This window comes from Companilactobacillus sp. HBUAS56275, from assembly GCF_036913655.1.
GTDB classification, from domain to species: domain Bacteria; phylum Bacillota; class Bacilli; order Lactobacillales; family Lactobacillaceae; genus Companilactobacillus; species Companilactobacillus pullicola.
The window spans coordinates 248477-273605 of sequence record NZ_JAYKKK010000004.1; the positions used below are offsets into that span (position 1 = coordinate 248477).

A 25129-nucleotide genomic window follows, 5' to 3' on the forward strand; every position below is an offset into this window, starting at 1 on the left:
CCAAGTCATGCCTGGTATTTCATAACTGCACCCTGACCGGTTCGCATCAACCACCGGCTTTCTTACGCCCAGATACATTACTACTTGCTTCAGACACTTATATTTGTTTATTTGATTGACACTCACTATAAACGGCTTTTTTTATTCTGTCAACTAATAAAATAATTTAAGCTAATTTGTGATCGATATATTTGGATAACAGCGACAAGGCGTAACAAACCACAAAATACATCAGGGCCATCATGACAAAGACCGGAATAATGTAGTTTGGATTTTGTCCATAAACCACTTGTCCGTGTTGTGTTAACTCTGGTACCACAATGATTGTTGCCAAAGAAGTATCCTTGATCAAGGAGATGAATTGACTTACCAATGCAGGAATCATTTTCTTATAAGCTTGAGGTAAAACGATATGCCACATGGCTTGAATATAAGTCATCCCTACTGATCTAGAAGCTTCCATTTGACCAACATCGACTGCCATAATACCTGAACGAATGATTTCAGCAATCATCATTGATTCAAAGGCTGTCATTGCCAAGATAGCTGCAGGAATCGTGTCCGGCTTGAATCCAAAGGCAGGTAGGCCAAAGTAAACGAAGAAGATAATCAAAAGTAATGGTAAATTACGAATTACATCAATCACCACTCCGACAATATTTGAGATATAGCGAATCTTTGAATAACGAATAATTCCTAAGATTGATCCAATGACAAAACTTAGTAACACCGATATAACGGAGATCAAAATCGTGACTTCCAAACCTTGGAGAAGAAATCTGATGTTGATCCATGAATAAGCATTTATCCAATTTTGCATAATTTTTCCCCTCCTAAGCTAACTTTCTTTCAAGATATTGCATGTAGTAACTAATAGGCATTGTGATAATTAGGTAGAACAAACCAACAATCAAATAAGTATTGATCGTATCAAAAGTTTGTGATGCAATTGCATTTCCTTGGTACATTAGATCAAATCCAGCTACGAAAGCTAAAATCGAAGAATTCTTAACCAAGTTAACGAATTGATTACCCAACGGTGGAATAACCAGTTTGAAAGCTTGTGGTAAAACGATATAACGCATCGATTGCCAGAAAGTCATCCCTTGTGATCGAGCGGCTTCCATCTGACCAACATCAACAGAATTGATACCAGCTCTAACCGTTTCAGCGATAAAGGCTGATGTATAAATTGTTAGACCAATTGTTCCTGCCGTGAAACCATTTATTTTCACTACGTATAACGGTACAACCAGATAGAAGAACATTGTAATAACTAGCAACGGAATATTACGAAAAATCTCAACATAAATTTTACCGATAATTCGTAAAAACTTATTAGGCAACACCTCAAGGATGGCTACTAGAGATCCAATAATTAAACTGAAAAACAGAGCTAATATACTGGATAGAATCGTCCAACCAAATCCTGTGATAAAGGCGTCCCAATTATTAGTTAAAAGATTAATCATTGCGTAGCACCTCCTTGTAATTGAATCCTGGCACATTACCGAACCACTTGATGATCAATTTATTGTATGTGCCGTCTTTTTCTACCTCACTTAAAGCTTTATTAATAGCTTTTCTAAACTCTGTTTGACCTTTGTTTACACCGATACCATATGGTTCTGTAGTAAAAGGCTCACCTCTTAAAACATAACCTGGATTATTAACTGCCATACCAGCTAGGATGACATTATCAGTTGTTAAGGCGTCCCCTTGGCCAGATTTTAAAGCTGTCAATGCTTGAGCATAATCTGGCAGTTGTAACACCCTGGCTTTTGGAGCAAATTTTTTAACATTTTCAACGGAGTTAGAGCCAACTACACCGATGATAGTTTTATTATTCAAATCCTGAACGCTCTTAACTGAAGAGTTCTCATTAACTAAAATTGATTGACCAGCATCGAAATAAGAGTTTGAAAAATCAATTGTTTTTTCTCTTTCAGGCGTTATGGTCATTGTAGCGATGATAGCGTCGATATTACCATTCTTCAATAATGGAATTCTAGACTGTGAAGTTACGGTAACAAATTTAGCTTGAGCATCCTTGCCTAACATTTTCTTAGTGATAGCCTTGGCTAAATCAATTTCGAATCCTTTTTCTTTACCGTCTTTAACATCGATCAAACCTATTAATCTCGTATCAGCCTTAACACCCCAAGTAATCGTCTTACTTTCCTTAGCATTAGTTAAAACATTTTGATCTGACAGTGGCTTAGCACCACAGGCACTCAAGACCAATACTAGGAGCAACGAGGTGATAATCAGAGTTAAGTATTTTAAACGTTTCATTATCGGGTCCTCCTTAGTGGATGATCTTACTCAAGAATTTCTTTGCACGTTCATTTGATGGTTGTTTGAAGAAAATATCTGTCGGATCATCTTCAAGAATCTGTCCATCGTCCATAAAGATAACGCGGTTGGCAACTTCTTGAGCAAATCCCATTTCGTGAGTAACGATCAAAGATGTCATATCACTTTGGCTAGTAACATATTTAATAACGCCCAATACGTCATCGATCATCTCTGGATCTAGAGCACTTGTGGGTTCGTCGAACAACATACAACGAGGTTTCATAGCTAAGGATCTAGCAATCGCCACACGTTGTCTTTGACCACCAGAAATTTGTGAAGGCATACTCTGAGCCTTATCAGCCAAACCAACTCGATCTAACAAGGCCATCGCCGTTTCTTTATTCTCTTTTTCATCCAATTTTAAAACGATTCTCGGAGCCAACATTACATTTTCGAGTACATTTTTATTTGCATAGAGATTGAAATGCTGGAAAACCATCCCTACATCTTTTCTAATTCGGTTAATATCTGTTTTCTTGTCAGCAATATCACGGCCATTAACAATCAATTGTCCTGCTTGAATTGTTTCTAGACCATTGACTGTACGAGCCAAAGTACTTTTACCTGATCCAGAGGGACCAACTAGTACAACGGTCTCCCCCTTATCAATCTTTAAATTGACGTCTTTTAATGCATGGAAATTTCCATAATATTTTTGCACATCGCGGAATTCAATCATTGACATAATCTAGTTCCCCTTTCCCTATTGTTAAATTTTCTTTTTGTTTATTAAGAAAATTTTAATGTGTATTTTTGATTTTGGCAACAATTATTTCTTTTGTGAAATTACTGCTAGACAGGGTGTCTCTTGAATTACGGTCGCAAAAAGCTATTAGATTAAGGTTATCGTAATTATAAAATTAATAAAATAAATCAAATATTTTTTTATCGAGCAAGCCAATTTTTAACAAAATTACAAAAAAAATAACAAAACCACAAACGTGATTTTGTTATTTCGAATCGTAGATTAGGAACTGTTGAGTGATCCTTATTCTACTTTATTAAGGGGTTAGACATGTCTAACTATTGAAATTATTTTATTGGGGGAAGTGCTTCCCGTTTCCGGAAAGCTGCGATCGAAAGGTAAATACCCGTCGATCGCAGTTCCCCGGAAGGAACTGAATCTATTATTTGAGAACAATTTTCTTATAGAGATATCTGGTTAAGAAGTAATAACCTAAATAGAGAACTAGGAAAATTGCGAATGGTATCTCGATATTTGTATATGGTTTATACAAAAGTTTAACGAATAACTGTAAACCAATTAACACATGGATAACACCGAGGATTGCTGGTACTGCAAAGAGTACACCGATTTCTTTATTGATCGTATTACGTAAGACTTTTTGTCTTGTACCAATCTTATAAAGCATGTTGTAACGTTTAACGTCACCGTTAGCACCAGAAAGGATCTTGAACATCAAGCAACTAGCTAACATTGCTAAGAAAGCAATTCCTAAAAAGAAGCCCATAAATTCTAGTCCTGAGAAGAAACCATTGATTAGTGTATATGAAGAATACTTATCGCCGCCGGCATTCTTTAATTCTGGGAAACGTTTGATTTCATCTTTTGAAATCTTTTTAATTGTCGACAGATTATTCTTGAATGAAGTAGTTTTAACTAAAACGGTTGTTGATTCCTGGCCTTTAATGGCACTGTATTTAGCATCACTGACAAATTGAGCTTCCATCGTTCTATACTTTGGAAGACGTGTATTCATCAACTCATATCTAGCATTTGAGTTTTTAGCTGGATCCGATGAAGTATAAAGCTTAAATACCATAGTATCAACATTCATGTTGGCATAACCAATTGGTTGACTCTTGAATTGACTGCTACGATAGTAAACATTCTTACCGTCTGATTTAAAGTTATAAGTACCCTTTTTAGAAATACTCAATTCCTTAATATTCTTTTTTTGTGCAGCATTAGGATTTGTCACTTGCACATCATAATAGTTTTGACCATTTACGATGTTGTCGATTTGATTATTAAAGCCTAAACCAACTGTAATAGCACCTAAAGCTAAGGCAAACATGATTGAAACCATTGAGAGAATCTTAGTATAGTCATTAATACGGAAACTTAACTGTGAAAGTGTAAAATTGTTCAAGCCTTTTTGTGAATACTTAGTATTTCTCTTTAGCATGATGATAATAGCTGTTACAAAGGCATTGATCGTAAAGTAAGTACCACCAACAATTGTTACCAAGGCAACTGGAATACCCAGATAGATAGTGCCAGGATTATGACCAGAAAAGTACATGGTGAAGTAACCAACTGCAAGTAAAATTAAACCAAGTAATGCTTGTACTGCTTTCATAACGCCGTTACGTTTAATTTTTACTGGTTGACTGTCACGATTTAGCAAAGTTAGAACTTTAGTACGACGTAGCGAGACTGAATTTCTAATAGCGGAAAACATGAAGATAATTGTGAAGAAAAGCAAAGTCCAGAGTAAAGCTGGTAAATAGAAACTATTAAAATGCTTAACTTGAATATCAAGAAGTCCAATCAACCAACGGCCGACAAAACCAGTAGCTAAAACACCGATAGCTGAACCAATCAATGTTGAAATCGCACCAATGGCAAATGTTTCAACAAAAATCATACGTGAGATTTTACTACTCTTGGCACCAAGCATCATAAACATCCCATATTCTTTTTGACGCATACCTAGTAAAAAGGTATTAGCGTAATTAACATAAACGATCGTAATAATTGCTAGTAAAACAATTCCAAAACCGAAGATAAAACTAGTAGCGGCGGCTGGAGAATTAGAACTAAGAAAAGCCTGATTAGTTGCTAGGGACATGAACATATAGAAGATAGCCGATGCAATCATCAAACCTGAAAATAAAACGGTATAGTCGCGGAGACGGTGCTTAATTCCGCTCAAAGCTAATTTGTTTAACATGTTTTCCTCCCCTATTCTGCAAATGTTCCTAGTGAATCTAGGATTTCTTGATAAAATTCAGCACGTGAATTCTCTTCCTTCTTTAATTCTTGACCAATTTCACCATCTTTGATGAATAAGATACGGTCACAGAAACTAGCTGAAAATGGATCATGAGTTACAAGTAGAATTGAGACGTTATCTTCACGGTTGATCTTAGTTAAAGTATCTAATAATGCTCTGGCACTCTTGGAATCCAAGGCACCAGTAGGTTCGTCACCAAAAACAATTGATGGTTCATGAACTAAGGCACGAGCGGCCGCAACTCTTTGTTTTTGACCACCAGATAATTCAGTTGGATAGTGATTTAAAATATCAGTTAAACCTAATTTTTCAGCGATACTTTGAACAGCTGGCTTAATCTTTTTTGTGGCTGTATTTTGTAAGGCTAGTGGCAAAGCAATATTTTCATAGGCTGTTAAATTTTCTAGTAAGTTAAAGTCTTGGAAAATGAAACCAATTTTATTAGAACGGAAATCAGCCATTTGGTTGTTATTTAATTTAGTAATATCTTCACCAGCAATCTCAACTTGACCACTTGTTGGTGTATCTAATGTAGATAAAATATTTAAGAGTGTTGTTTTACCTGAACCTGAAGCGCCCATAATTCCAACGAATTCGCCAGGCTTAACTTCAAAATTAACATCGGACAAAGCTTTGAATTGTTTTTCCCCAGCTTTTCCATAAATCTTTTCAACGTTTTGTACATCGACAATTTTTTGCATTTGTTCTTCCCTCCATTTGATATATCTATCATAACTGCTCAGGTATTTTGGGTCGTGCGATTCCTCTTACATTTCCTTACATTTTTGTAAGTTGTTGTTAGGTGAAGTGATATAGTATTTTCTAGAGATATTTTTATCTAGTGTCTTTTTGTTGACTTATCTAGTGTTTACAGGTTAGTTTTAGGTAAGTTTTAACCATAAATAATTTAATCATCGTTGGGGAGTAAGTCTTATGATCAATGACATTTTAAAAGAAGTTGAACAATACAATACTATTATTATTCTCAGACATCGTAATCCAGATCCTGACGCCATTGGATCACAGACTGGTTTAGCCGCTATTCTTCAAGAAGTCTTCCCGCAAAAAAACATCTATGTGACCGGAATCGATCTACCAGTATTAAATTGGATCGGTCAAATGCAGGCAATTCCGGATTCTACCTATAAGGACTCTCTAGTAATTACTGTTGATACAGCTAACGCTAGAAGAATTGATAATGACGGTGCTTATAAAAATGCCGCTGAAGTTATCAAAATAGATCACCATCCCAATGTTGATCCCTTTGGTGACCTGAATTGGGTCGACGATACTTTCTCCAGTTGTGCTGAAATGATTTTTTCATTCACCGAAGAAATAAATAATTTCCAACTAACAAAAGAGATTGCTGCCAAATTGTATTCTGGAATCATTGGTGACACTGTTCGTTTCTTAAACGGCGAAACCAGCTATCGCACTCTCATCACTTCTGCCAAATTAGCTAAAACAGGCATCAATATTTCTGAGATCAGTTTGCAAGAAGATCAAATGTCTCTCGAAGTTGCTCGCCTTGAAGCCTACATCCTCAACAACGTAAAAATCACTGATTCCGGCTTTGGTTACATCATTATTCGCAAAGATACTTTGGATAAATTCAATTTAAACGATGGTGAAATTGATCATGCTGTGCCATTGATTGGTCGCATCGACAAAGTTAAAACCTGGATTGTCGTCAGTGAAAAAGATTTAAATCGTTTCCGCGTTAACCTACGTTCCAAATCTATTTCGATCAATGGAATGGCTGAAAAATACGGCGGTGGCGGTCATCCATTAGCTAGTGGTGTTTATGTTGGCAGTATTGATAGAGTAAAAGAACTGATAACTGATATGGACAATCTCAATAAAGAAAAATTAAAAGCATAGTTTTGAACAACGAAAAAGACAACCTCTATTAAGGTATTGAAAACCTGACAGAGATTGCCTTTTTAATTTGAAATTCTTTTTGAATCGAAGCGTCGTAGATCAAATAATTTATCTCAAACCAAACAACCAACATACTATTTGTCTAAACGACTATATTCATAATAAAAACTCCACTCTTGGACTATCAAAGTAACTACACCTAAGATACCAAAAGCATTGATATTGAAAATGCTTGTATCTACTAGCTTATAACTAGTAATAATCAAGGGAATACCGATAGCTAGAACAATAAATCCCGCCGTAAATCTTTGACTGAAGAAACTAGCTGTCAAAGCATTCTTGGCTTCACGTTCATCGTCATGCTTCAACCCTTGAGGAAAACCATCACGAGCTATTTTAAAAATATTCGTACTACCATCTTTATCTAATTTACGTTGTTGATAGATAAATAGTATCAATATCAGTATAAAGAAAATTGGTGATAAATCTTGATTCAAAGTTACTTTGGACAATAACCATAGTAAGAAGAAGATTGCTAAAAGAGTTACTAATAAAGCTCTTTTGAGAAAATATTTTCTAGTATTGGTCATCACGCTCATCTCCAAATTTGAATAATTCATCAACTCGAATATGTAAAATGGCAGCTAATTGAAAAGCCAAACTTAAAGAAGGATCATATTTGTCATTTTCGATGGCATTAATAGTCTGTCTAGTCACACCGGCCAATTTACTCAACTCATCTTGTGATAATTTCAATTCTTTCCGCTTTTGTTTAATAATATTTTTCATTTTATTCTCCGTAAAAATGTCAAATCCTTTTTACATTTTTAGTATAACATGTTTTACATTTTATTCAATATACAAAAAGAACTCACTTTCTAGAAAAAATAATTTGATAAAAGACACATTTGGATGCTTAATAGCGGTGCAAAAATAAATAATTATCTCAAGAGGGTGAACCTCATGCGTAAAATTATTGAAATAGCACCAACAATTATCTTATTAATCATGATGATTGTTAGCCTCATTCTAAGAGCTAGTGGTCGATCGTGGATCTATCCATTTGCTTTAGGACTATTAGGATTATGTATCTATCCGGCCGTGACCTTAGTAATAGAAAGTATCCGAACGAGATCAGATAAAAAACAATTAATGTCTAAATCCGAATCCATTCTAATTTGGTATTTGGCGATAGTCGCAGCTCTATTCCTATCTCTAACTACTTACTTAATGGTTGTATAACCTTTCGTCAAAAATATATTGCTAAAAAAATGAAATAAGAGCCTAATATAGATAAAAAGATAGGAGGGAAAATCTATGCGTAAAGTACTAGTAGTAACTCCAACAATCGTATTAATGGCTCTACTTGTCTTCAGTCTTATTCAAAAAAATACCGGACATGCCTGGGTTAACCTATTTGCCTTTAGTCTGACTCTTCTCTGTGTCTATTCACCCGTAGCACTTTTTATAGAAGGCATTCGAAATGGCATGCAAACTCATAAGAAGTTACCACTCCCTGAAGCACTCCTTATTTGGTATTTGGGTATTGTTTCTACCTTCTTTGTCATTTTGGCTATTTATTTGATGGGACATAACTAATTTTGTTTCTACAATTCCGCATCTGATATATAATCGCCTCATATAGAGCTGGGAGGCCAAAAAATGGATGTCAGAGAAGCAAATATAAACGATGCCAAAGCAATACATCGGATCAACAGTGATAGTTTGGAATATGATTTTCCACTAGATGAAACTACCAAACAAATAGAAAAAATTCTTTCTCTACCTAATAACAAATTATTCGTGGCTTGCAAAGATGATTTAGTGGTCGGATATATTCAAATGGGGGACTACGAAAATACCTATCATCAAAGTCTTAAAAATGTTATTACCTTAGCTGTTGATAATCAATATCAGCACATTGGAATCGGATCGGCTTTATTGGAAGCAGCTGAAAAATGGGCTAAATCTCAAGGCAGCTTGGGCATTCGTCTCGTGTCTGGCTTTGAAAGAGAGTCGGCTCATCATTTTTACGAGAAACATGGCTATGAAATTAGAAAAAAAGAAATCAATTATATTAAATGGTGGTAGAAAAAAGAACGCTATAAATTAGCGCTCTTTTTGTTTATCGTCACGTTGCTTGTAAAGTTCACGGGTCAAACTACCTTCATCATCTCGCAAAAGATCTGCAATTCCCTGTTTATCAATGAATTCAAAATGTTTTCGTTTAAGGAAAGTAACAATTGTTCCTAACATTTTTCGTTCTTTACTGTCTTTCCAATAATACTGATTGAGATTCAAATTAACCCTCTTACCATCTAGCAACGTTATTCTCAATTCGAATTGTTCCACCATTGAACTAGCTGAGATACCAGAACCACCCATTAACGTCAATTCCTTACTAGGATCGTATTCATAGAGTTTCAAGTATATTTCCACACTCTTAATTTGTTTGTAAGAAATGAATTTTGTTGAGCGGATATTCAAAAGTCCCAATAGCGGCATAATAAAATCTTTTCCAAAAGAAATCTCATCCTCATCATCTATCGAATAACTGATACCACTTTTTTCCAGAGTCCAATAATCACAGTACCTTTTATAATCATAGAAACCCATTCTCGTCATGAAAAAGTACGATATTAGAATTCCCAAAATGATATCAAAGGTTGCTATTAAGGGAGTTTTACCAAATAGTATCGTTATTATTGTCGCAACAAGAACCATCACCAAAACTAAAATCACCTGTGGCCAACGATTTTTTGGCTTTCCATAATCAAATGGAAAATGAAGATACGGTTCACCTGTTATCAATTCATCCAAAGATATATCCAACAATCCACTTAGAGAAATCAGATTATCGATGCTAGGTAGATTTTCCCCTGTTTCCCACTTAGAAATCGACTGTCTGGAAATATTCAAAGCTTCAGCTAATTGTTCTTGGGACAGTTTGTTCCTTTTCCGATATTTGACGATATTTTTGGCTAATTCCACTTTTCCCACACCCTCTTATTAATTGAATTATAACCATAAAGGATACGAGAATGTACCTTCATCAACACTTTAAACTAATTTGACCTTGTGATCAGTCTGATCAATGACTTGAATCTTTGCGTCAGACATCTGATTGAGCATTTTCTCTAATTTCTTGATAGCCTTATCTTTTCCATAAACCATATCACGAGCAGCACCGACAGTAATTGAAGTTCCATCAGTCAATTCAAAAGTTATATCGACAGGATTATGAATAATTGAAAGTACCGCCGTAATAACTGCTAGATATCCACTGTAAGGAATTGCCATCGGTTCTTGCTCTAATTTCGATAAGTCTCCCTTAATAGTTGCCGATTTAATAGAATTAAAATCAATCGTCTTCATATGAACTGAAAATGGTAACAGTAAAGCCTTGAAACGTGCTGACGTTTTATTCAAATTGATATATTGAACATAGCCATTTCCTACTTCCCAATAATTGAAAAGAACTGGCAAAATTCTGAAGTAATAACCAACAAAAAATACAAGAAAAATACCAATTCCAACTAATATAGATGGAATCTTGCCAAACCCCACCATAGCGAATATCAAACCTGGGAACAGGCCCAAAACTAAACTAATTATTAAAGGTCTATAATTTACTCTCTTACCGAACTTGATCATAGAAATTACCTTCTTTCAAAATTTAATCCCAATGATTTCCTGATTGCACCCAAATTATATTGTCGATTTAGCCTTTTTTGCACGCACTTATCAGTTGTCAAAGTACAAAAAAGCGTGATGAATCTCTTCAGATTCATCACGCCTATTAGATTTATCCTTTATCGCAGTAGCGATCCCCCGACCATTAGGAATATAACGCCAATTATCAAACAAACAGTCACTCCAAAAAAGATTGTCATTTTAGGTTGCTTAACATTTCTTCTAATATCTTGATACATTTTTTGAGCGACAGCTATCTGCCAAATTCCTATTAATATTGCTAAAATACCAATAAATTTTCCATTCATGGAATCAGCTTCTTTCATTAATTCCATTTTACTGCAGTTTTATCGTTATACTCTCGTTACGAAAAATATCTAGAGAAATTAAAAATTGATCCGATAATCGATGTAGCCCCTATAACAATAATTATTAAGTAAAAAATCCCCTGTATTGAACAGACATTTTTCCATGGAAAACCTGCAGTGAATGAAATTCCAACTAATCCTAGCCAAAAATATTTACTTTTATAAAAATCATTATTGAACTTCACATGTCTTTCTCCCTTTCTCTTAGATTATTTTCATAGTACCCTATCGCCTGTGAAAAAATAAAATAATTACCTCAACACTATCGTTTCTAATCCTGAGTGAAATCATCTTATTGAGCTATATTTTTTCAATATCAATAAATTGCAGAAAGTAAAGACAACTATCCCAATCAAATCCATGCTGACCATCTGAATGAAGATGTGATTTTTCGCTTCTATATACCAATCGACTCTCATAGCATCGGCTTGCCATAAATTAACGTAACCGATGTAGAAAACTAGTACCCCGACCAGTGAATAAAAAATTACCATTGTTAATTTTGGATTTTGCAACGGTAAAAGTTGGGACGTTAAGTGAACAAAAGTGCTTAATGTCCAAATTAAGACAATTGCTAACATGCACATAATAATAACTTTAATGATCAGTCCAATTTGATTCATTTCTAGAATGCTTTTTAAATGGTCAGTCAAACTTTTTCTATCAATAATCCAAAAAGCTGCTAGAAAAATTCCCGTTTCTAGAAACCAAAGATATAAATAAACTAAAAGTGTTGTCGACAAATTACTAAAATAGATTTTTGTCTCTGTAACAGGAATTGAACTATATTTGCCATTAAGATATACGTGCTCATTTTCTCTTATCAGCAATATCACTCCCAATAGATAAACTATTAGTGAACTAAAAATAACTTTTCCTAGCTGATAACCTGGACGAAACATTGCACCCCAGTCTAAGGGCGTTATTAAAATTAATTCTATGACATTAACTATCAAAATAAAATTCATCAATTTGAATTTGTTCCATATCAAATACTTATTCAATCCTAATGTACTGTTCATTTGATCCTCCTAGCAATCCGTCTCAACATGTTTTGTTAACAAATAAATATTTATTGCAGTCAAAACTACGATCCAACCACTGAAGATATAAATGCTCGTCAACAACATGCGATTTATTTTCGCAAAAACATTAAAGCCATCGCCGTACATCAAAACAAAAACGCCTGAGACTGAGGAATTAAAAATCATAAGGCATAAGTAAGTAATTACGATATACAACACAGTCCTAATTACTTTCTTCTTTCTTAAATCAAATCTTTCAGCAATCAAACTGATTAAAAAGTGTACTAATGTAATGATGCTCCAGATCAAAACCATTAAAAAAAATCCGACGGCAAACATTGTGGTAATGATCTCAAAGTCAGATTGTCTATAAAGATCATTCGTGTACAAAAGATTGCTTAGAGTGTTTCCAACCATAAATTTATGTACTTGAATGGACCTAAAAATAGTATTACCTAAACTTTCTAAGAACCATAAATAAAGTACTGCTAAGAAAGAACTTAGAATATTGCTTAAATATAATTTCCATTCCACAATGGGAATCATTCGATACTTATTGCTAAAAAGTACCCGTTCATTATCTTTTGCCAACAATATAAAGGAAACAATATAAGAGATAAAAATTATTAGAACATAGTACGTATACCACCGGTCAACCATTGCTGATTTAAAAACTAACTTATTGAATATCATATCTACTAGCATAATCATGCTGAGTACAATCAAATCTATTAAAAATATTAGATTGACCATTTTCCAACGCTTGAAAAAGAGCTGGCTATTTAAAGTCTGCATTCTCGTCATTTAATCTCTCCCGTATAGACTTTTTCAAAATATGCCTCTATCCCCAAATGATAATCAGTTTGAATTTTTTCAACTGGAATAAGTTCTCTAATCTGTTGATCTTTAATGATTACAATTTCATCCAATAGACTGGCAATAGCAGTTACATAATGATCACTGATAACAATGGTGGCATCGTCATCTTTCCAACGAATGATACTGCTGATAATTTTTTTACGGGAAATACTGTCTATTCCACTCAAAGGTTCATCTAACAAATATAATTTAACCGATCTGGCTAATGTTAAAGCGACAATCAGTTTACCTCTGGTTCCGGTAGACAGTGCTGATAGCTTTTCAGTCATGTCCACTCCTAGGAAACTAGCAATTTCCTCATATTTCTCAATTGAGAAATCTTGGTAGACTGCGTCATAAAAATGTACGATCTCATTGATTTTACTGTTAACTTTGAATCCATCCAAATGATCATTCAGACTGACATTCTCTTTAATGGTCACTTTATCAGTATTGCCATTAACCGTTATAACGCCTTCTGAAGCTGAATTAACTCCAGCTATAGCCCGCATTAAAGTAGTTTTTCCAGCTCCGTTTTCTCCAAGTAATCCAATGATTTTGCCACTATCAAGTTTCAAATTAACGTCAGCTAGAATTTGCTTACCACTTCTTTTATAGGTGAGATTCTCAATAGTCAGTACATTACTCATGATTTTTCTCCTTCTGTTTCACATAATTTGAGAAACTATCGGTTATTTCTTGGTTATTCATTTTTAATAAATGTAGTTTGTCATAGGCCGAATCAAAGGTTTCATTGACAATTTCTTCTTTTAATCTTTCAACTATTGCTGCATTTTCAGTCACAAAATTACCCTTACCTCGTAACGTGATAATGACTCCCTCCTCAATCATCACTTTGAGAGCCTTCTGAACAGTGTTAGAATTCACTGCTAATTCAAATGCCAATTGCCTCACTGAAGGTATTTGTCCGCCCAAGGGATAAGTCTCTGTAATGATTTTTTCCTCTAAATATTCCTTAATTTGTAAATAAATTGGTATGTTTTCGATATATTCCATCAGATACACATCCTTGCTGTACTAGTACACTAATACAGTATCGAAATATTCATCCTGAAGCAACCACTTTTCTTAACTAATTTCTTATACACAATGTCATTAATATTTATAGAACCTTAGTTAAATAATTATGGTAAATTAAAACCAAATTGGGATCGGGTAGTTTGGAAAGAACTGACCTACTATGCTTAAATTCGGAAAAAAATTAACTTACCGTCCTCTATTAATCAGTCTCTTCTGGGCAACTTTAATTGGTGGTTTATTTGGATTGAATATCTCTAGAATATTAGGATTACGAATCGCATTCATCATCTTTTTGTTAATTTTCATTGGACACTATTTCACTATCCTGCCTATCATTTTTAGTTACTGGGATTCGACGGACCAATTTATCCGTTATAGCGATAAAAGTAATTATTTTAAACGATTAATCATCATGATTTTTCCTCACACAGAAAAGTTAAAAATCATTGCTAAAAAAGACGTTAAAACTATTCAGATCACTGGCCTACCAATAAAAAAATTAATATCATCTACCCTGTTGCTCTCTTCTGAACGTGGACTTCTCTACAATTTGATGTCGATGTTACGTAATCCCGTTAAATTAAAATTGATCCTGAATAATGGCACGATTATTACTCTCAATCTGTCGAGAGACTTTGCTCGTCACCCCACTCAAACAGCTGGTAGACTGAGAATTTTTTTGCGAGACTTTCACGAAAATCAAATCGACCTGACTCCAGCAACTAGACATCTCATTTACTAATCCTATCTTCATTAAATTCCGTAGTTAATTCAAAAATGGCTAAATTACGCTTAACTTTTTTAAAAGCGGGATTATTTAATTCGTATTTGCCCTTTCTCTTTACCCAGAAAGTATGTTCCACGTCAGATATATGAAGCTGATCTAACCGATCATTGTTGTGGTGAACATCACTGATTAATCCGCAAATAACTTTTGATCCAATTTCTGGCAATGGAGAATTAGGAATATGATAGAAAATTTCACTATCGGGATTAGTTGGCTGCGCATAAATATCACGTTCTCGACCAAAACCACCAGGAAAATTCAAATAGAGACGCTTACCTTCCAATCCTTTGTTACCACTAATAACCTGATCAACCTTCAAAGTCAGCTTCGTCTCTGGCTGTGGTGCTATCCATTTAATTTTTTGCAAATTCAGTACGGTTGCTCTAATTACGTAACGATTCTGATGTTTGAACTGCTCCAAAGTAATTCCACTGTAGTCATCCGCTATATCCAAAAATTGACGATTGATTATCTTAGTTTGATTAACTTGGTGACGCCAATTATATCGGTTCTGCTGCAAGCGAGTTCTAACATTGGTTTCCAAATTGATTTTCTCGGGTAAATCGTTGTTAGATTCCTGTTTGCTACATCCTGATAGAGCTAATAAACCCAGGATTACCAACAAATAGATCCTACTCATAAAATTCATCCTTTTTCTTTTTATGCTATCAAAAGTACATTTTTCTAGATACAAAAATACGCAACAAAACAACTTAAAATTGTTTTGTTGCGTATTTTATTGCGACTACTTCATAGACATTATCGACATACCAATACCTATGATTATTAGGCCAAAAGCAAAACTAGACCAGACCGCATAACCAACAAAATGGGAAGTGGTTTTATTGCCATCCTTTTGAATCTCACGAACGTATTTATGTGAATTAAAAATCTGATAAATACCGAGTAATATCATCGCGACACCGACTATATATTTTCCTATTGTAAAGCCCATAATATTACTTCCCCTCATTTATTCGACCAAAATATAGCATCACTTTGAACTTGAATGTAAATAATATCCTGAAGTAGGCAGTTTTGGTTCATGAATAAATTTCAGCCGTTTCGTGACAAAAAAATTGTTTCTCTGAATATTATGTAATAATTAATATATCGATATAAGGGGGGTGTATTTGAGGTGGAATCAATAATCTACGATACAGGGAAATTACTGGCATGGTTAATCTTTTATGGCATTTTCTATTCACTATTTAAATTAGAAAAATATTATCTACCAGTATTCGTTCTAATTTCATTTTTATCTGAAATTTTTTTAAACGATTATTCATACTTAATCACCTTTGCCATCGTCTACCTCACTCTTTGGCGTCACAAAAAATGGAATTTAGCCTTAATAAATGCCCTTCTGTTAACATCCCTGATCCGTCTGATTTATGAAACTTTAACCAGTACTATACTTATCAAAATATCTACTCGAACCATCTCAGGTGTTCTTCTCTTTGTGGCCCTTGGCCTTTTGATCAAAATGTTTATTGCGATAATCTTTGTTTTCTTGTATAAACGTTTTGAAATTGAAGAAAAATGGCAGATTGATCAGTCAGCTCTACTCAGTTTGTTATTAGTTTACTTATTTATCGCAATTTATGTATTCATGCACTTTATTCAAAAAAACAAAGCATACTCAGACTTAACTATTGGTATCTTTACCTTTATCATCATTCAGTGCATTTTCATCGCGGTTCTCTTTGGTAAGGCTAGTCAAACACAACAATTAGCTTACAAACGTGAATTAACTAAAGAACAACTTAAAAATCTGAAAATGTATACCGATCAACTCGAAAAAGATCATTTGCATCTACGCAAATTTGAACACAGTTATAAAGACGGTATCGCATCTCTTCAATCTGTGGCTACCGACGGCGACTATACCGCTATGAAACAAGCTTTAGAAAAACTAGAAGTTTATTCCGACAGTTACTTCGACAATATTTCCATGCAATTGTTCAAAGATTTAAATAACGTACAGAACCATTATTTAAAGAGTCTTTTTATCAGCAAATTAGCTTTGATCCATCAAAATAATATCAAGTGTCACTTTGAATGTCGCAATACTATTAAAGAGGTCAATATTAATATTTTTGATCTGGTCCGACTCTTGGGTATTTCAATCGACAACGCTATTGAAGCCACTAAGGGTCAAACCGGTGCGCAAATCCAAATCGCCATCGTTGAAGAGCAGCAACAACTATCTTTTTTAATTAATAATACGATTCATTCTGAAACTAAGATTCAAACCATGATGCAAGAAGGATTCACTACCAAAAAGAATCACTCTGGCTTAGGAATGGTCAACGTCCAAGACATTAAAAAGAAGTATCCTAATCTATTCGTCCAGTATCGAAAAAATAATGATTGGTTCAATCTGAATATCACTTTGCTAGCCTTAGGAGGTGATATTCATGACATTCATTAGTCCCCGCCTCTTTGCTATCTTTGCCAATTGGTTCCTTTTCTTCTTTCTTTTCGGAAATCTTTATCAGAATCGCCTTTCTAATAAGAAAAAATTAATCATTTATCCTAGCTTCATTCTCAGTTTCACAATTATAGAAATTTTGCTTCCAATATCTAAAATATTTCTAGATGTATTCACTTATTTTTATCTGCGTAAATCTAAAGACATTGACTATTACTTACTTAACATCCTTATCGTTACAGCGGCGGTCAAGGTTATCGCTATTTTTCTATTTGGTACCGTCTTTGCCGTCATTGTGACCGTGGATAAATTAAATGCTCAATCTTTTCTCCAATTATCGGTTATTTACCTAGCTATCATCGTCATTTCAGTCATCTTTATATTAATTTATAATTTTTTCAAACTAAACAAACACTTAGATACGAAAACGCCGCTCACAACTATCGTCTTAGGATACGTCTATTTAATTTTTTACATCATCCTGACACTCGTACAAAGTTTCGCCACTTATCCGATATTTATTTTGATAACTCTTTTATTCATCGTCATTCAATCCATCTTCGTTATCATAGTTTTCCTCTATCAGCGAGTGCGAAATCGTAAGGCTTATCAAGATAAATTTGCTGAAGAACAAGTTAAAAATCTTAAAATTTATACTGATCAGTTAGAAAGTGACCAATTAAAATTACGTCATTTCAAACACGACTATAAAAACTTACTATTTAGTTTGAAAACTGTCGTCGATGAACAAGATTATGACGCTATGAATCTAGCACTGAAGAAATTGGAAAACTACTCCGATGATTATTTGAGCAACCTGTCGATGGAATTATTTCAAGATTTAAAAAATGTTCACAATTCTTACTTAAAGAGTCTCTTAATCAGCAAAATCAATACTATCAACCAAAAGAATATTGTCTGTCACTTCACTTGCAATCAAGAATTAAACGACTTACCTATTAATATTTTTGATTTCATTAATCTACTCGACAATGCCATTGACAACGCCATTTTCTTCACGCAAAAACAAGATAACGGTGAAATCTATCTCAGTATTAACCAAGAAGGTCAACAGTTGGCCTTTCTAATCTACAATTCCATCGATAATCAACCTGATACCGTCAGAGAAGAGAAAAAGCACCTCAATAAATTACATATTAAGGCACTTAGGAAAAAGTATTCTAATTTATTCATTCAATCTAGCCAAAGTCAGAAGTGGTTTCGTTTCAACATTATTTTAATCACCAAGGAGGATTAAATTATGTATCCAATAATTGTTTGTGAAGATGACGCCGCCCAACTTGAGCAGCTTCACACTTTGATCAAAAACTATATCCTTTTTCACAGCAATTTATTCAAAATCGAATTAACGGCTAACAATCCTGATGATGTTCTGCTCTATCTTGAGAAAAATGAACCTGAAAATGGTATTTATTTTTTAGATATCGATTTACAAAACAAAATTGATGGCATCCAATTAGCACAAGAGATTCGCAAGGTCGATGTGCAAGCCAAAATCATCTTTGTTACGACCCACGACGAACTGGCGCCCTTAACCTTGAAACGAAAAGTAGCGGCTATCGACTTCATCGAAAAGGATCAGTCTTTAGAGAAATTCCGTCAGGAAATTTACGACACTTTAACCTATGCACAACAATTAATTGATGAAACTCGAACTGTTCAAAAACGTGGCTTCTCTTTTGAAGTCGGAACTCAAGTCTATAATTTGGACAAATCCGAAGTTATTTTTGTAGAAGCATCTGATATCCCTCATCGCCTCAACATTTTCTCAACTAATGGCAAATTCGAATTCTATGGCAAGTTAACCGATTTAGAACAAAAGTACGATTTTCTATTTAAAATCAGTCGCTCTTGTCTTATCAATCCTGAAAACATTCACCACATCAACTTCGCCATTCGAGAGATCGGTTTTTCTAATGGTGAAACGAGAAAATTTTCCATTGGTAAATCTCGCAAACTTAAAAGTATTATCAAAGAAACTCTTTAAGAATAAATTTACTATTGTTCAAGATATTTTTTTATTTGTATTACAATAAAGATGTATATTTAAACTATCAAAAGTACCAAAGTTTTAGTCATAGATTCATACCATCTAATGTATTTTGAAGGGAATGTTTATTATGTTGAAATTCGGGAAAAAAGTTAGTTTCAGACCACTTATTGTGAGTCTTGCACTTGGTTTATTAATCGGGGTTATGGTTAAGGATATTTTCTCTGGCAGCGTTGGTTTCATTTTTGGAACAACATTCTTTCTCCTAGTATTTTTAGGCCACTATTGGAGAGCTTCATCAGTATTGTTTAATTATTGGCAAGTTAACGATGGAATCGTCAAGTATAATGACGTTAACAATCCAGGCAACGTTTTATTGATGATGTTATTGCCTTTATCAAGTCCGCTAAAAACATTTTCAATTAAAGATATTCAATCAATTACTATTAATGGTGATTTAAAATCCGCATCTACACCCATGGCAGTTCCTTTTTCTGGAGCTTTGGGCTTATTCTCTAGTTCCATCGCAATTGCCAAAAGTCAAAACAGTTTAGATGTAGTTTTGAATAACGGACAAAAAATTAATCTCGATTATTCAAGAGATTTCGTTTACAACCAAAAAGAGACTATCGAAAAATTAGACAAGTTTCTCGACAGTCTTGATTCAGCAAAAATTATTAATAAAGCTAATCATAACGTTAGTTTAGGCTACTAATTACAGATTACAGAGTGGAGGGTAGGATCTAAATTCCCGTCCTCCACAAAAATTGGGAATGCTGTTGGAACGCTATGGGCGCGATTCGGAGCTAATTATTTTACACTTCGTGCAAAATAATGGATCTTCGAAGTCGGCCTCATTGTAACCGGCAAAGCCGGTAACAATGATTTCATAGCTAAGTCAATTTTCTCGTAGCTCCATACTAAACCAGGCTGTTTATCAATCATTTTAAAATCTAAATACTAAACAAAAAACAGCTTCTATTAAGAAATTCAAGCACATCTACATGTCTTGAATACTTAATGGAAGCTGTTATTTTATTTAAGAATTAAAATTCCTATTTGATTACACAGCACTAAAAAATCTCTAAATACTGCAATTTACTCAATAATATTAGAACTAAAAATCTAGTCGGTAGTAAAAAATCTGTGGGCCCTCTGTGGTGAAATTATACTTAGCTTGCGAAGCAAGGTTAGTATAAGACCGAGCTTAGAGATCCATGATTACGCACAAAGTGCGGAATTATTAGCTCTAAGTCGTGTCCACCACGTTCCAGCGGCCCACAGATTTTTTACTACCGACGGCATATTTCAACCACATTGATCAAGAATCGTGATTTCTAATTAGAAGAAAGCATCTTTATTTTTTCCTAGAATATCAATAATCGAATAGGCATTGGAGAAACTAGTTGTCTTCTGTGATAACTGCGTTATCTCTTTCCAAAGTTTTTCAGTGTAATAATTGAAAACCAAGTTTTTGTCTCTAGCATCATTAACTTCTTCGACCATCTTTTTAAACTCTTTATCAAAAATAGTTCCACGATATTGTTTTTCAACAAATCCCCGAACTGTATCCTTAATATAATGTTCCATTTTTTGGTTAATCGCTGACTCATTGATCTGTTTAGAAAAAGCATTACTGAACTCAACCAACAATGAAAGCAATAATCTCTGTTTTGAATGATCCATTTATTTATTCACCCACCAATCAATATAAACGATTTTCACTTCAATAGATACCAAAATTAACTATTACCCGATGGTGTATAATTTAAAGTATACCTTAATTACTGCTCAGGAGATATTTATGAATAAACAATTTTACAAGACCATGAATTTTTGGTACGGCGTTATTCTTTTAATTGTCGGAATTATTTTTATCGATCACTCCACTAAACAAATCTGGGGCTTGATCGATGCTATTTTTATTATTTCAGCTATTATTTGTTTCTTACTAAGTTTATTCCATAAACCAAAGCCTAAGAAAAAAACTGATTTACGTTTATAATTTATGAAGAAAATAACAGCGACTATTAAGTATTCAGGATATGTAAAAATACCTTGAATACTTAATAGTCGCTGTTTTCATTTCTATCCCAAGTTAATCGGATTAACATGTCCCCAACGGTTGGCCGCATACTTCTGTAACTTCTGGCCTAAATCGACAACTGATTTTGGTGCCTTATAATCATGTGTTAACAAATAACGATTGATTTCCCCACTTAAATTGCCACTGATAATCGTGATATTCTGATCTTCATTCAATTCTTTATAAGCCTTAACCACTGCCGCATAAAGATTCTTATCATTTTTCACAACCTCTTCTTGAGCAGCTTCATCAACTAATTTCATTAACTCTTCTGTATTAGCATTCATAATTAATCCCCCCAAATATAAATATATTTGTAATTATACTCTATATAGTCAATTTCTAATTCAAATATTAATTAAGTAAACGTTATCTACCTATTATATAGCGTGAAGACAACTTACATGTTATTATTTATACAGTTTATTGAAAGGATGGTATTGAGATCATGCGCTTAAGAATAAATATCATTGCACACAAATAATAAAAAGGCATTATTATCCCTGGGGTAAATAGTGCCACCAGGAGGATTTATGACTGAATCTAAATTAACATACGAAAAAACACGCGTTATTATCGCCGGAGTTAGCCACCTACAACCTGACTTCGAGTACACAATGCAAGAACTTGCTTCATTAGTCGAAGCTAACAATATGGAAGTTGCTGACACGATCACTCAAAAATCAGATTCTGTCAGTGGCGCAACTTACTTTGGTTCTGGTAAAGTTACTGAGATCAAAGAAATCGCCAATGCTGATGACGTTCAAATTATCGTTTTAAATGACGAATTAACACCATCCCAAATCAGAAACTTGGAAAAAGAAACTAAATTGAGTTTCATGGATCGTACCGAATTGATCCTTCAAGTCTTCTCCAATCGAGCACAAACCAAACAAGCCAAGCTTCAAGTCGAAATTGCTAAACTACAATATCAACTTCCAAGAATTCACCCGTCAGGTAATCCATTGGATCAACAATCTGCTTCTGGCGGTTTAGCTAACCGTGGTGCTGGTGAATCAAAACTGGAACTTGATCGTCGAGTTATTCGTAAACGTATCACTGCTTTACGTAACGAACTTAAGACAGTCGATAAAACGGTCAACGTTCAAAGCAGACGTCGCACAAATACGACTTTACCTTTAGTTTCTTTAGTTGGTTACACCAATGCTGGTAAGTCAACGACTATGAACGGACTATTGAATTTTAACAAAGAAGATTCTGACGATCGTAAAGTTTTCGAAAAAAATATGCTTTTCGCAACACTAGATACTAGTGTCCGCCGTATTGACTTGGCAGATAATACTAGTTTCCTCTTATCCGACACTGTTGGCTTTGTCAGCAAGTTGCCACACAACTTAGTTGAATCATTCAAGACCACTCTAAAAGAAGCTCAAGACGCTGATATTTTAATTCAGGTCATTGATGTCAGTGACGAGCATTGGAAGAATATGCTAGAAGTTACCGAAAAAACTTTGAAGGAAGTTGGCGTCGTTGATAAACCAATGATTTATGCTTTCAACAAAGCTGATCTCAAACCTGGTCAACAATTCCCTTCTATCGAAGGCGACAATATTTATTATTCAGCTCTCGATAGCAAGTCGATCGAAACCTTGATTCAATTGATCAAACAAAAGATTTTCGCTAATTATAAAGAGACAACCCTTTTAATTCCTTATGATAAACAAAAAATTACAGAAGAAATTTTAAGAAATTCTCAAGTACTCAAAAAAGAGTTTACTAATGACGGATCTTTAATTACCGCCAATCTTAGCCCTGAAGAATTAGAAAGATTTAATAATTACGTCGAAATAGAGTCATCTCACAAATAGATGGCTCTATTTTTTTTTGCATTTTTATACATAATGTATTATTATTTTATAAAACATTAGAATTTTTCTAATTAAGGGCGATTTGTTTTTAATGTTCATTAGTACATTCTAAGAATAATAATTTTAGGGAGGTTAAACAATGAAATCTAAAAAGTATTTACTTGCATTGTTACCGATATTTCTATTCGTATTAGTTCTAAGCGGTTGTGGTTCCGCTACTGAAAAAGACAGTAAAAATACACTTGCAATTAACTCCGGAGATGTTATTGCAACCATGGATTCATCTATGAACACTGATGCTATTGGTGCTCAACACTTAACAAACACAATGGAAGGTCTTTACCGATACGATGGCAGTGAATTAAAACCTGCAATTGCTAAAAAGGTTGTTAAACCAACTAATAACGGTAAAACTTATACTTTCGATTTGAGACACACTCAATGGTCAAACGGCAAACCCGTTACAGCTAATGATTTTGTCTATGCTTGGAGAAGAACCGTTGATCCTAAAACTGCTTCACAATACGCTTATATTTATTCCGGTATCAAAAATGCTGACAAGATCAATGCCGGTAAAAAGCCTGTAAATACTTTAGGTATTAAAGCTTTAGGTAAATATAAACTTGAAGTAACTTTGGAAAATGCTATTCCATACTTTAATACTTTGATGGCAAGTTCAACTTTCTACCCTCAATACAAACCTTCAGTTGAAAAAGCTGGTAAACAATATGGTTTGAGTAGTACTGGTATGGTCTTCAACGGACCTTTCAAACTAGTTAACTGGAACGTTTCTAAAAATAGTTGGACTGAAGTTAAGAACAACAAATATTGGAACGCTAAGAATGTTAAATTAAAGACTTTGAAATATTACGTTGTTAAGGATGCCAATACTGGTTTAAACCTTTACGATGCTAACCGAATCAACCGTTACGAAAAACTTGGTGGAGATACAGCTCGTCAAGTATCCAGTTACAAGACTTTCTCAATGGATAAACAAACAGCTAACTTCTATCTTGAATTGAACCAAAAGAAATACAAGTTCTTCCGAAATGCCAAAATTAGACAAGCTATCTCAATGTCAATCAACCGTAGTCAATTAACTAACAACGTTCTTGGTAAGACTGGTGGTATCGAACATACTATTGTTCCTGTCGGTATGTCATTCAACCCAACAACTAAAGTTGATTTCACTAAAGAAAAGATGCTTCAATCATCAAATCAATACACTGAATACAATCCTAAAGAAGCCACAAGACTTTGGAAGGAAGGTATCAAGGAAACTGGTCAAAAGAACCTTAGTTTCACTCTTCTAGGTGATGATACAGATAATTCCAAGAAACAAAACGAATACCTTCAAGGACAAATGGAAAAGAATTTGCCAGGTATCAAGATCACTTTATCAAACGTACCATTTAAGTCTCGTCTAGATAAATCAACATCTGGTAACTTCGATATTGTTGTTACTGGTTGGAACGCCGATTACCCAGATCCCGTTACTTTCCTAGATATCTTTACAACTGGCAACGTTCAAAACAACGGTAAGTATTCAAATGCTCAATACGATGCTTTGATCAATAAATCTAAGACTACCGATGCTACAAACGAAGAAGCTAGATGGCAAGATCTCTTACAAGCAACTAAGATCTTAACTGATGAACAAGGCGCTATTCCTTTGTATCAATCATATCAAGCTAACTTAACTAGAAGTAACGTTAAGGGTTACCGTATCACACCAAATGGTAGTTATAATCTAGTTACAGCCTACAAAAAATAATTA

At 34.2% G+C, this 25129-nt stretch carries 31 protein-coding genes; 12 read left to right on the forward strand and 19 right to left on the reverse strand.

What is annotated here, in order from left to right; genetic code table 11:
* Positions 1–166: 166 nt before the first annotated feature.
* From U8526_RS09630 to U8526_RS09655, 6 genes are all read right to left on the reverse strand, one after another.
* Positions 167–820, reverse strand: a complete 654-nt coding sequence (locus U8526_RS09630; RefSeq protein ID WP_334341748.1) for an amino acid ABC transporter permease — start codon at positions 818–820, stop codon at positions 167–169.
* Between the two features lie 13 nt (positions 821–833).
* Positions 834–1472, reverse strand: coding sequence for an amino acid ABC transporter permease (locus U8526_RS09635; protein WP_334341749.1), 639 nt, complete (start codon positions 1470–1472; stop codon positions 834–836).
* On the reverse strand, positions 1465–2295 hold the full coding sequence (locus U8526_RS09640; RefSeq protein ID WP_334341750.1) for a glutamate ABC transporter substrate-binding protein: 831 nt from the start codon (positions 2293–2295) through the stop codon (positions 1465–1467). Before U8526_RS09640 ends, U8526_RS09635 begins: the two co-directional genes overlap by 8 nt.
* 13 nt (positions 2296–2308) lie before the next feature.
* Positions 2309–3043 carry an amino acid ABC transporter ATP-binding protein gene (locus U8526_RS09645; protein ID WP_334341751.1) on the reverse strand — a complete coding sequence of 245 codons (735 nt, stop codon included), beginning with the start codon at positions 3041–3043 and terminating at the stop codon, positions 2309–2311.
* A gap of 442 nt (positions 3044–3485) precedes the next feature.
* Complete coding sequence (locus U8526_RS09650) at positions 3486–5276, reverse strand: FtsX-like permease family protein (protein WP_334341752.1); 1791 nt, start codon at positions 5274–5276, stop codon at positions 3486–3488.
* Positions 5277–5287: 11 nt separating this feature from the next.
* The gene (locus tag U8526_RS09655; RefSeq protein ID WP_334341753.1) at positions 5288–6040 is read right to left on the reverse strand and encodes an ABC transporter ATP-binding protein; all 753 of its coding nucleotides are present in this window, start codon (positions 6038–6040) and stop codon (positions 5288–5290) included.
* Positions 6041–6272: 232 nt separating this feature from the next.
* Between U8526_RS09655 and U8526_RS09660 the strand changes: the two genes are divergently transcribed.
* Positions 6273–7220, forward strand: a complete 948-nt coding sequence (locus U8526_RS09660; RefSeq protein ID WP_334341754.1) for a DHH family phosphoesterase — start codon at positions 6273–6275, stop codon at positions 7218–7220.
* A gap of 134 nt (positions 7221–7354) precedes the next feature.
* On the opposite strand, the gene U8526_RS09665 is transcribed toward U8526_RS09660, so the two are convergent.
* Positions 7355–7810, reverse strand: a complete 456-nt coding sequence (locus U8526_RS09665; RefSeq protein WP_334341755.1) for a hypothetical protein — start codon at positions 7808–7810, stop codon at positions 7355–7357.
* Positions 7797–8009, reverse strand: coding sequence for a helix-turn-helix transcriptional regulator (locus U8526_RS09670; protein WP_334341756.1), 213 nt, complete (start codon positions 8007–8009; stop codon positions 7797–7799). Before U8526_RS09670 ends, U8526_RS09665 begins: the two co-directional genes overlap by 14 nt.
* Positions 8010–8183: 174 nt before the next feature.
* Between U8526_RS09670 and U8526_RS09675 the strand changes: the two genes are divergently transcribed.
* The 3 genes from U8526_RS09675 (at position 8184) to U8526_RS09685 (ending at position 9311) form a co-directional block, all read left to right on the forward strand.
* Positions 8184–8462 (forward strand): hypothetical protein, encoded by a 279-nt coding sequence (locus U8526_RS09675; protein WP_334341757.1) that lies wholly within the window; start codon positions 8184–8186, stop codon positions 8460–8462.
* Between the two features lie 75 nt (positions 8463–8537).
* Positions 8538–8819 carry a LasU family protein gene (locus tag U8526_RS09680; RefSeq protein WP_334341758.1) on the forward strand — a complete coding sequence of 94 codons (282 nt, stop codon included), beginning with the start codon at positions 8538–8540 and terminating at the stop codon, positions 8817–8819.
* Between the two features lie 63 nt (positions 8820–8882).
* Positions 8883–9311 carry a GNAT family N-acetyltransferase gene (locus U8526_RS09685; protein ID WP_334341759.1) on the forward strand — a complete coding sequence of 143 codons (429 nt, stop codon included), beginning with the start codon at positions 8883–8885 and terminating at the stop codon, positions 9309–9311.
* Positions 9312–9329: 18 nt separating this feature from the next.
* Here the strand turns inward: U8526_RS09685 and U8526_RS09690 are convergent, their stop codons facing one another.
* The 7 genes from U8526_RS09690 to U8526_RS09720 all read right to left on the reverse strand — a co-directional run bounded on the left by U8526_RS09690 (position 9330) and on the right by U8526_RS09720 (position 14181).
* Entirely contained in the window at positions 9330–10211 is an 882-nt protein-coding gene (locus U8526_RS09690) for a helix-turn-helix domain-containing protein (protein WP_334341760.1), read from the reverse strand.
* A 69-nt stretch (positions 10212–10280) separates the two neighbouring features.
* Positions 10281–10874 (reverse strand): hypothetical protein, encoded by a 594-nt coding sequence (locus tag U8526_RS09695; protein WP_334341761.1) that lies wholly within the window; start codon positions 10872–10874, stop codon positions 10281–10283.
* 158 nt (positions 10875–11032) lie between these two features.
* A complete protein-coding gene (locus tag U8526_RS09700; RefSeq protein ID WP_334341762.1) occupies positions 11033–11239 on the reverse strand; it encodes a hypothetical protein in 207 nt (68 codons plus the stop codon).
* A gap of 329 nt (positions 11240–11568) precedes the next feature.
* Positions 11569–12303, reverse strand: coding sequence for a hypothetical protein (locus tag U8526_RS09705; RefSeq protein ID WP_334341763.1), 735 nt, complete (start codon positions 12301–12303; stop codon positions 11569–11571).
* Between the two features lie 9 nt (positions 12304–12312).
* Positions 12313–13110 (reverse strand): hypothetical protein, encoded by a 798-nt coding sequence (locus tag U8526_RS09710; RefSeq protein ID WP_334341764.1) that lies wholly within the window; start codon positions 13108–13110, stop codon positions 12313–12315.
* Positions 13107–13814 carry an ABC transporter ATP-binding protein gene (locus tag U8526_RS09715; RefSeq protein WP_334341765.1) on the reverse strand — a complete coding sequence of 236 codons (708 nt, stop codon included), beginning with the start codon at positions 13812–13814 and terminating at the stop codon, positions 13107–13109. The genes U8526_RS09710 and U8526_RS09715 overlap by 4 nt, the downstream gene beginning before the upstream one ends.
* Positions 13807–14181, reverse strand: coding sequence for a GntR family transcriptional regulator (locus tag U8526_RS09720; RefSeq protein ID WP_334341766.1), 375 nt, complete (start codon positions 14179–14181; stop codon positions 13807–13809). Before U8526_RS09720 ends, U8526_RS09715 begins: the two co-directional genes overlap by 8 nt.
* 184 nt (positions 14182–14365) lie before the next feature.
* Between U8526_RS09720 and U8526_RS09725 the strand changes: the two genes are divergently transcribed.
* On the forward strand, positions 14366–14947 hold the full coding sequence (locus tag U8526_RS09725) for a hypothetical protein (RefSeq protein ID WP_334341767.1): 582 nt from the start codon (positions 14366–14368) through the stop codon (positions 14945–14947).
* On the opposite strand, the gene U8526_RS09730 is transcribed toward U8526_RS09725, so the two are convergent.
* Together U8526_RS09730 and U8526_RS09735 are read right to left on the reverse strand one after the other, a co-directional pair.
* On the reverse strand, positions 14937–15632 hold the full coding sequence (locus U8526_RS09730) for a hypothetical protein (protein WP_334341768.1): 696 nt from the start codon (positions 15630–15632) through the stop codon (positions 14937–14939). The two genes, U8526_RS09725 and U8526_RS09730, sit on opposite strands and share 11 nt — an antisense overlap.
* 105 nt (positions 15633–15737) lie before the next feature.
* Complete coding sequence (locus tag U8526_RS09735) at positions 15738–15947, reverse strand: hypothetical protein (RefSeq protein ID WP_334341769.1); 210 nt, start codon at positions 15945–15947, stop codon at positions 15738–15740.
* Between the two features lie 183 nt (positions 15948–16130).
* Between U8526_RS09735 and U8526_RS09740 the strand changes: the two genes are divergently transcribed.
* The 4 genes from U8526_RS09740 (at position 16131) to U8526_RS09755 (ending at position 20152) form a co-directional block, all read left to right on the forward strand.
* Positions 16131–17426 carry a GHKL domain-containing protein gene (locus tag U8526_RS09740; RefSeq protein ID WP_334341770.1) on the forward strand — a complete coding sequence of 432 codons (1296 nt, stop codon included), beginning with the start codon at positions 16131–16133 and terminating at the stop codon, positions 17424–17426.
* Positions 17413–18684, forward strand: coding sequence for a GHKL domain-containing protein (locus U8526_RS09745; RefSeq protein ID WP_334341771.1), 1272 nt, complete (start codon positions 17413–17415; stop codon positions 18682–18684). Before U8526_RS09740 ends, U8526_RS09745 begins: the two co-directional genes overlap by 14 nt.
* 3 nt (positions 18685–18687) lie before the next feature.
* A complete protein-coding gene (locus U8526_RS09750) occupies positions 18688–19434 on the forward strand; it encodes a response regulator transcription factor (protein ID WP_334341772.1) in 747 nt (248 codons plus the stop codon).
* 133 nt (positions 19435–19567) lie between these two features.
* Positions 19568–20152: a hypothetical protein gene (locus U8526_RS09755; protein ID WP_334341773.1), complete on the forward strand. Its 585-nt coding sequence runs from the start codon at positions 19568–19570 to the stop codon at positions 20150–20152.
* 626 nt (positions 20153–20778) lie between these two features.
* Here the strand turns inward: U8526_RS09755 and U8526_RS09760 are convergent.
* Positions 20779–21123 (reverse strand): hypothetical protein, encoded by a 345-nt coding sequence (locus tag U8526_RS09760; protein ID WP_334341774.1) that lies wholly within the window; start codon positions 21121–21123, stop codon positions 20779–20781.
* 118 nt (positions 21124–21241) lie between these two features.
* Between U8526_RS09760 and U8526_RS09765 the strand changes: the two genes are divergently transcribed.
* A complete protein-coding gene (locus tag U8526_RS09765) occupies positions 21242–21442 on the forward strand; it encodes a hypothetical protein (protein ID WP_334341775.1) in 201 nt (66 codons plus the stop codon).
* A gap of 83 nt (positions 21443–21525) precedes the next feature.
* Here U8526_RS09765 and U8526_RS09770 read toward each other — a convergent pair whose 3' ends face one another.
* The gene (locus U8526_RS09770) at positions 21526–21810 is read right to left on the reverse strand and encodes a bacteriocin immunity protein (RefSeq protein ID WP_334341776.1); all 285 of its coding nucleotides are present in this window, start codon (positions 21808–21810) and stop codon (positions 21526–21528) included.
* A gap of 246 nt (positions 21811–22056) precedes the next feature.
* Between U8526_RS09770 and hflX the strand changes: the two genes are divergently transcribed.
* On the forward strand, positions 22057–23352 hold the full coding sequence (gene hflX / locus U8526_RS09775) for a GTPase HflX (protein WP_334341777.1): 1296 nt from the start codon (positions 22057–22059) through the stop codon (positions 23350–23352).
* A 139-nt stretch (positions 23353–23491) separates the two neighbouring features.
* Positions 23492–25126, forward strand: coding sequence for a peptide ABC transporter substrate-binding protein (locus U8526_RS09780; RefSeq protein WP_334341778.1), 1635 nt, complete (start codon positions 23492–23494; stop codon positions 25124–25126).
* Positions 25127–25129: the final 3 nt, after the last annotated feature.

Bases quoted from the DNA above. Each gene is read 5' to 3' on its own strand.
- U8526_RS09715 (WP_334341765.1), bottom strand. From the start codon at position 13,814: ATGAGTAATGTACTGACTATTGAGAATCTCACCTATAAAAGAAGTGGT.
- U8526_RS09665 (WP_334341755.1), bottom strand. From the start codon at position 7,810: ATGACCAATACTAGAAAATATTTTCTCAAAAGAGCTTTATTAGTAACT.
- hflX (WP_334341777.1), top strand. From the start codon at position 22,057: ATGACTGAATCTAAATTAACATACGAAAAAACACGCGTTATTATCGCC.
- U8526_RS09710 (WP_334341764.1), bottom strand. From the start codon at position 13,110: ATGACGAGAATGCAGACTTTAAATAGCCAGCTCTTTTTCAAGCGTTGG.
- U8526_RS09645 (WP_334341751.1), bottom strand. From the start codon at position 3,043: ATGTCAATGATTGAATTCCGCGATGTGCAAAAATATTATGGAAATTTC.
- U8526_RS09635 (WP_334341749.1), bottom strand. From the start codon at position 1,472: ATGATTAATCTTTTAACTAATAATTGGGACGCCTTTATCACAGGATTT.
- U8526_RS09650 (WP_334341752.1), bottom strand. From the start codon at position 5,276: ATGTTAAACAAATTAGCTTTGAGCGGAATTAAGCACCGTCTCCGCGAC.
- U8526_RS09725 (WP_334341767.1), top strand. From the start codon at position 14,366: ATGCTTAAATTCGGAAAAAAATTAACTTACCGTCCTCTATTAATCAGT.
- U8526_RS09780 (WP_334341778.1), top strand. From the start codon at position 23,492: ATGAAATCTAAAAAGTATTTACTTGCATTGTTACCGATATTTCTATTC.
- U8526_RS09630 (WP_334341748.1), bottom strand. From the start codon at position 820: ATGCAAAATTGGATAAATGCTTATTCATGGATCAACATCAGATTTCTT.
- U8526_RS09670 (WP_334341756.1), bottom strand. From the start codon at position 8,009: ATGAAAAATATTATTAAACAAAAGCGGAAAGAATTGAAATTATCACAA.
- U8526_RS09750 (WP_334341772.1), top strand. From the start codon at position 18,688: ATGTATCCAATAATTGTTTGTGAAGATGACGCCGCCCAACTTGAGCAG.
- U8526_RS09695 (WP_334341761.1), bottom strand. From the start codon at position 10,874: ATGATCAAGTTCGGTAAGAGAGTAAATTATAGACCTTTAATAATTAGT.
- U8526_RS09685 (WP_334341759.1), top strand. From the start codon at position 8,883: ATGGATGTCAGAGAAGCAAATATAAACGATGCCAAAGCAATACATCGG.
- U8526_RS09760 (WP_334341774.1), bottom strand. From the start codon at position 21,123: ATGGATCATTCAAAACAGAGATTATTGCTTTCATTGTTGGTTGAGTTC.
- U8526_RS09655 (WP_334341753.1), bottom strand. From the start codon at position 6,040: ATGCAAAAAATTGTCGATGTACAAAACGTTGAAAAGATTTATGGAAAA.
- U8526_RS09720 (WP_334341766.1), bottom strand. From the start codon at position 14,181: ATGGAATATATCGAAAACATACCAATTTATTTACAAATTAAGGAATAT.
- U8526_RS09660 (WP_334341754.1), top strand. From the start codon at position 6,273: ATGATCAATGACATTTTAAAAGAAGTTGAACAATACAATACTATTATT.
- U8526_RS09640 (WP_334341750.1), bottom strand. From the start codon at position 2,295: ATGAAACGTTTAAAATACTTAACTCTGATTATCACCTCGTTGCTCCTA.
- U8526_RS09705 (WP_334341763.1), bottom strand. From the start codon at position 12,303: ATGAACAGTACATTAGGATTGAATAAGTATTTGATATGGAACAAATTC.
- U8526_RS09675 (WP_334341757.1), top strand. From the start codon at position 8,184: ATGCGTAAAATTATTGAAATAGCACCAACAATTATCTTATTAATCATG.
- U8526_RS09680 (WP_334341758.1), top strand. From the start codon at position 8,538: ATGCGTAAAGTACTAGTAGTAACTCCAACAATCGTATTAATGGCTCTA.
- U8526_RS09735 (WP_334341769.1), bottom strand. From the start codon at position 15,947: ATGGGCTTTACAATAGGAAAATATATAGTCGGTGTCGCGATGATATTA.
- U8526_RS09765 (WP_334341775.1), top strand. From the start codon at position 21,242: ATGAATAAACAATTTTACAAGACCATGAATTTTTGGTACGGCGTTATT.
- U8526_RS09700 (WP_334341762.1), bottom strand. From the start codon at position 11,239: ATGAAAGAAGCTGATTCCATGAATGGAAAATTTATTGGTATTTTAGCA.
- U8526_RS09745 (WP_334341771.1), top strand. From the start codon at position 17,413: ATGACATTCATTAGTCCCCGCCTCTTTGCTATCTTTGCCAATTGGTTC.
- U8526_RS09770 (WP_334341776.1), bottom strand. From the start codon at position 21,810: ATGAATGCTAATACAGAAGAGTTAATGAAATTAGTTGATGAAGCTGCT.
- U8526_RS09755 (WP_334341773.1), top strand. From the start codon at position 19,568: ATGTTGAAATTCGGGAAAAAAGTTAGTTTCAGACCACTTATTGTGAGT.
- U8526_RS09730 (WP_334341768.1), bottom strand. From the start codon at position 15,632: ATGAGTAGGATCTATTTGTTGGTAATCCTGGGTTTATTAGCTCTATCA.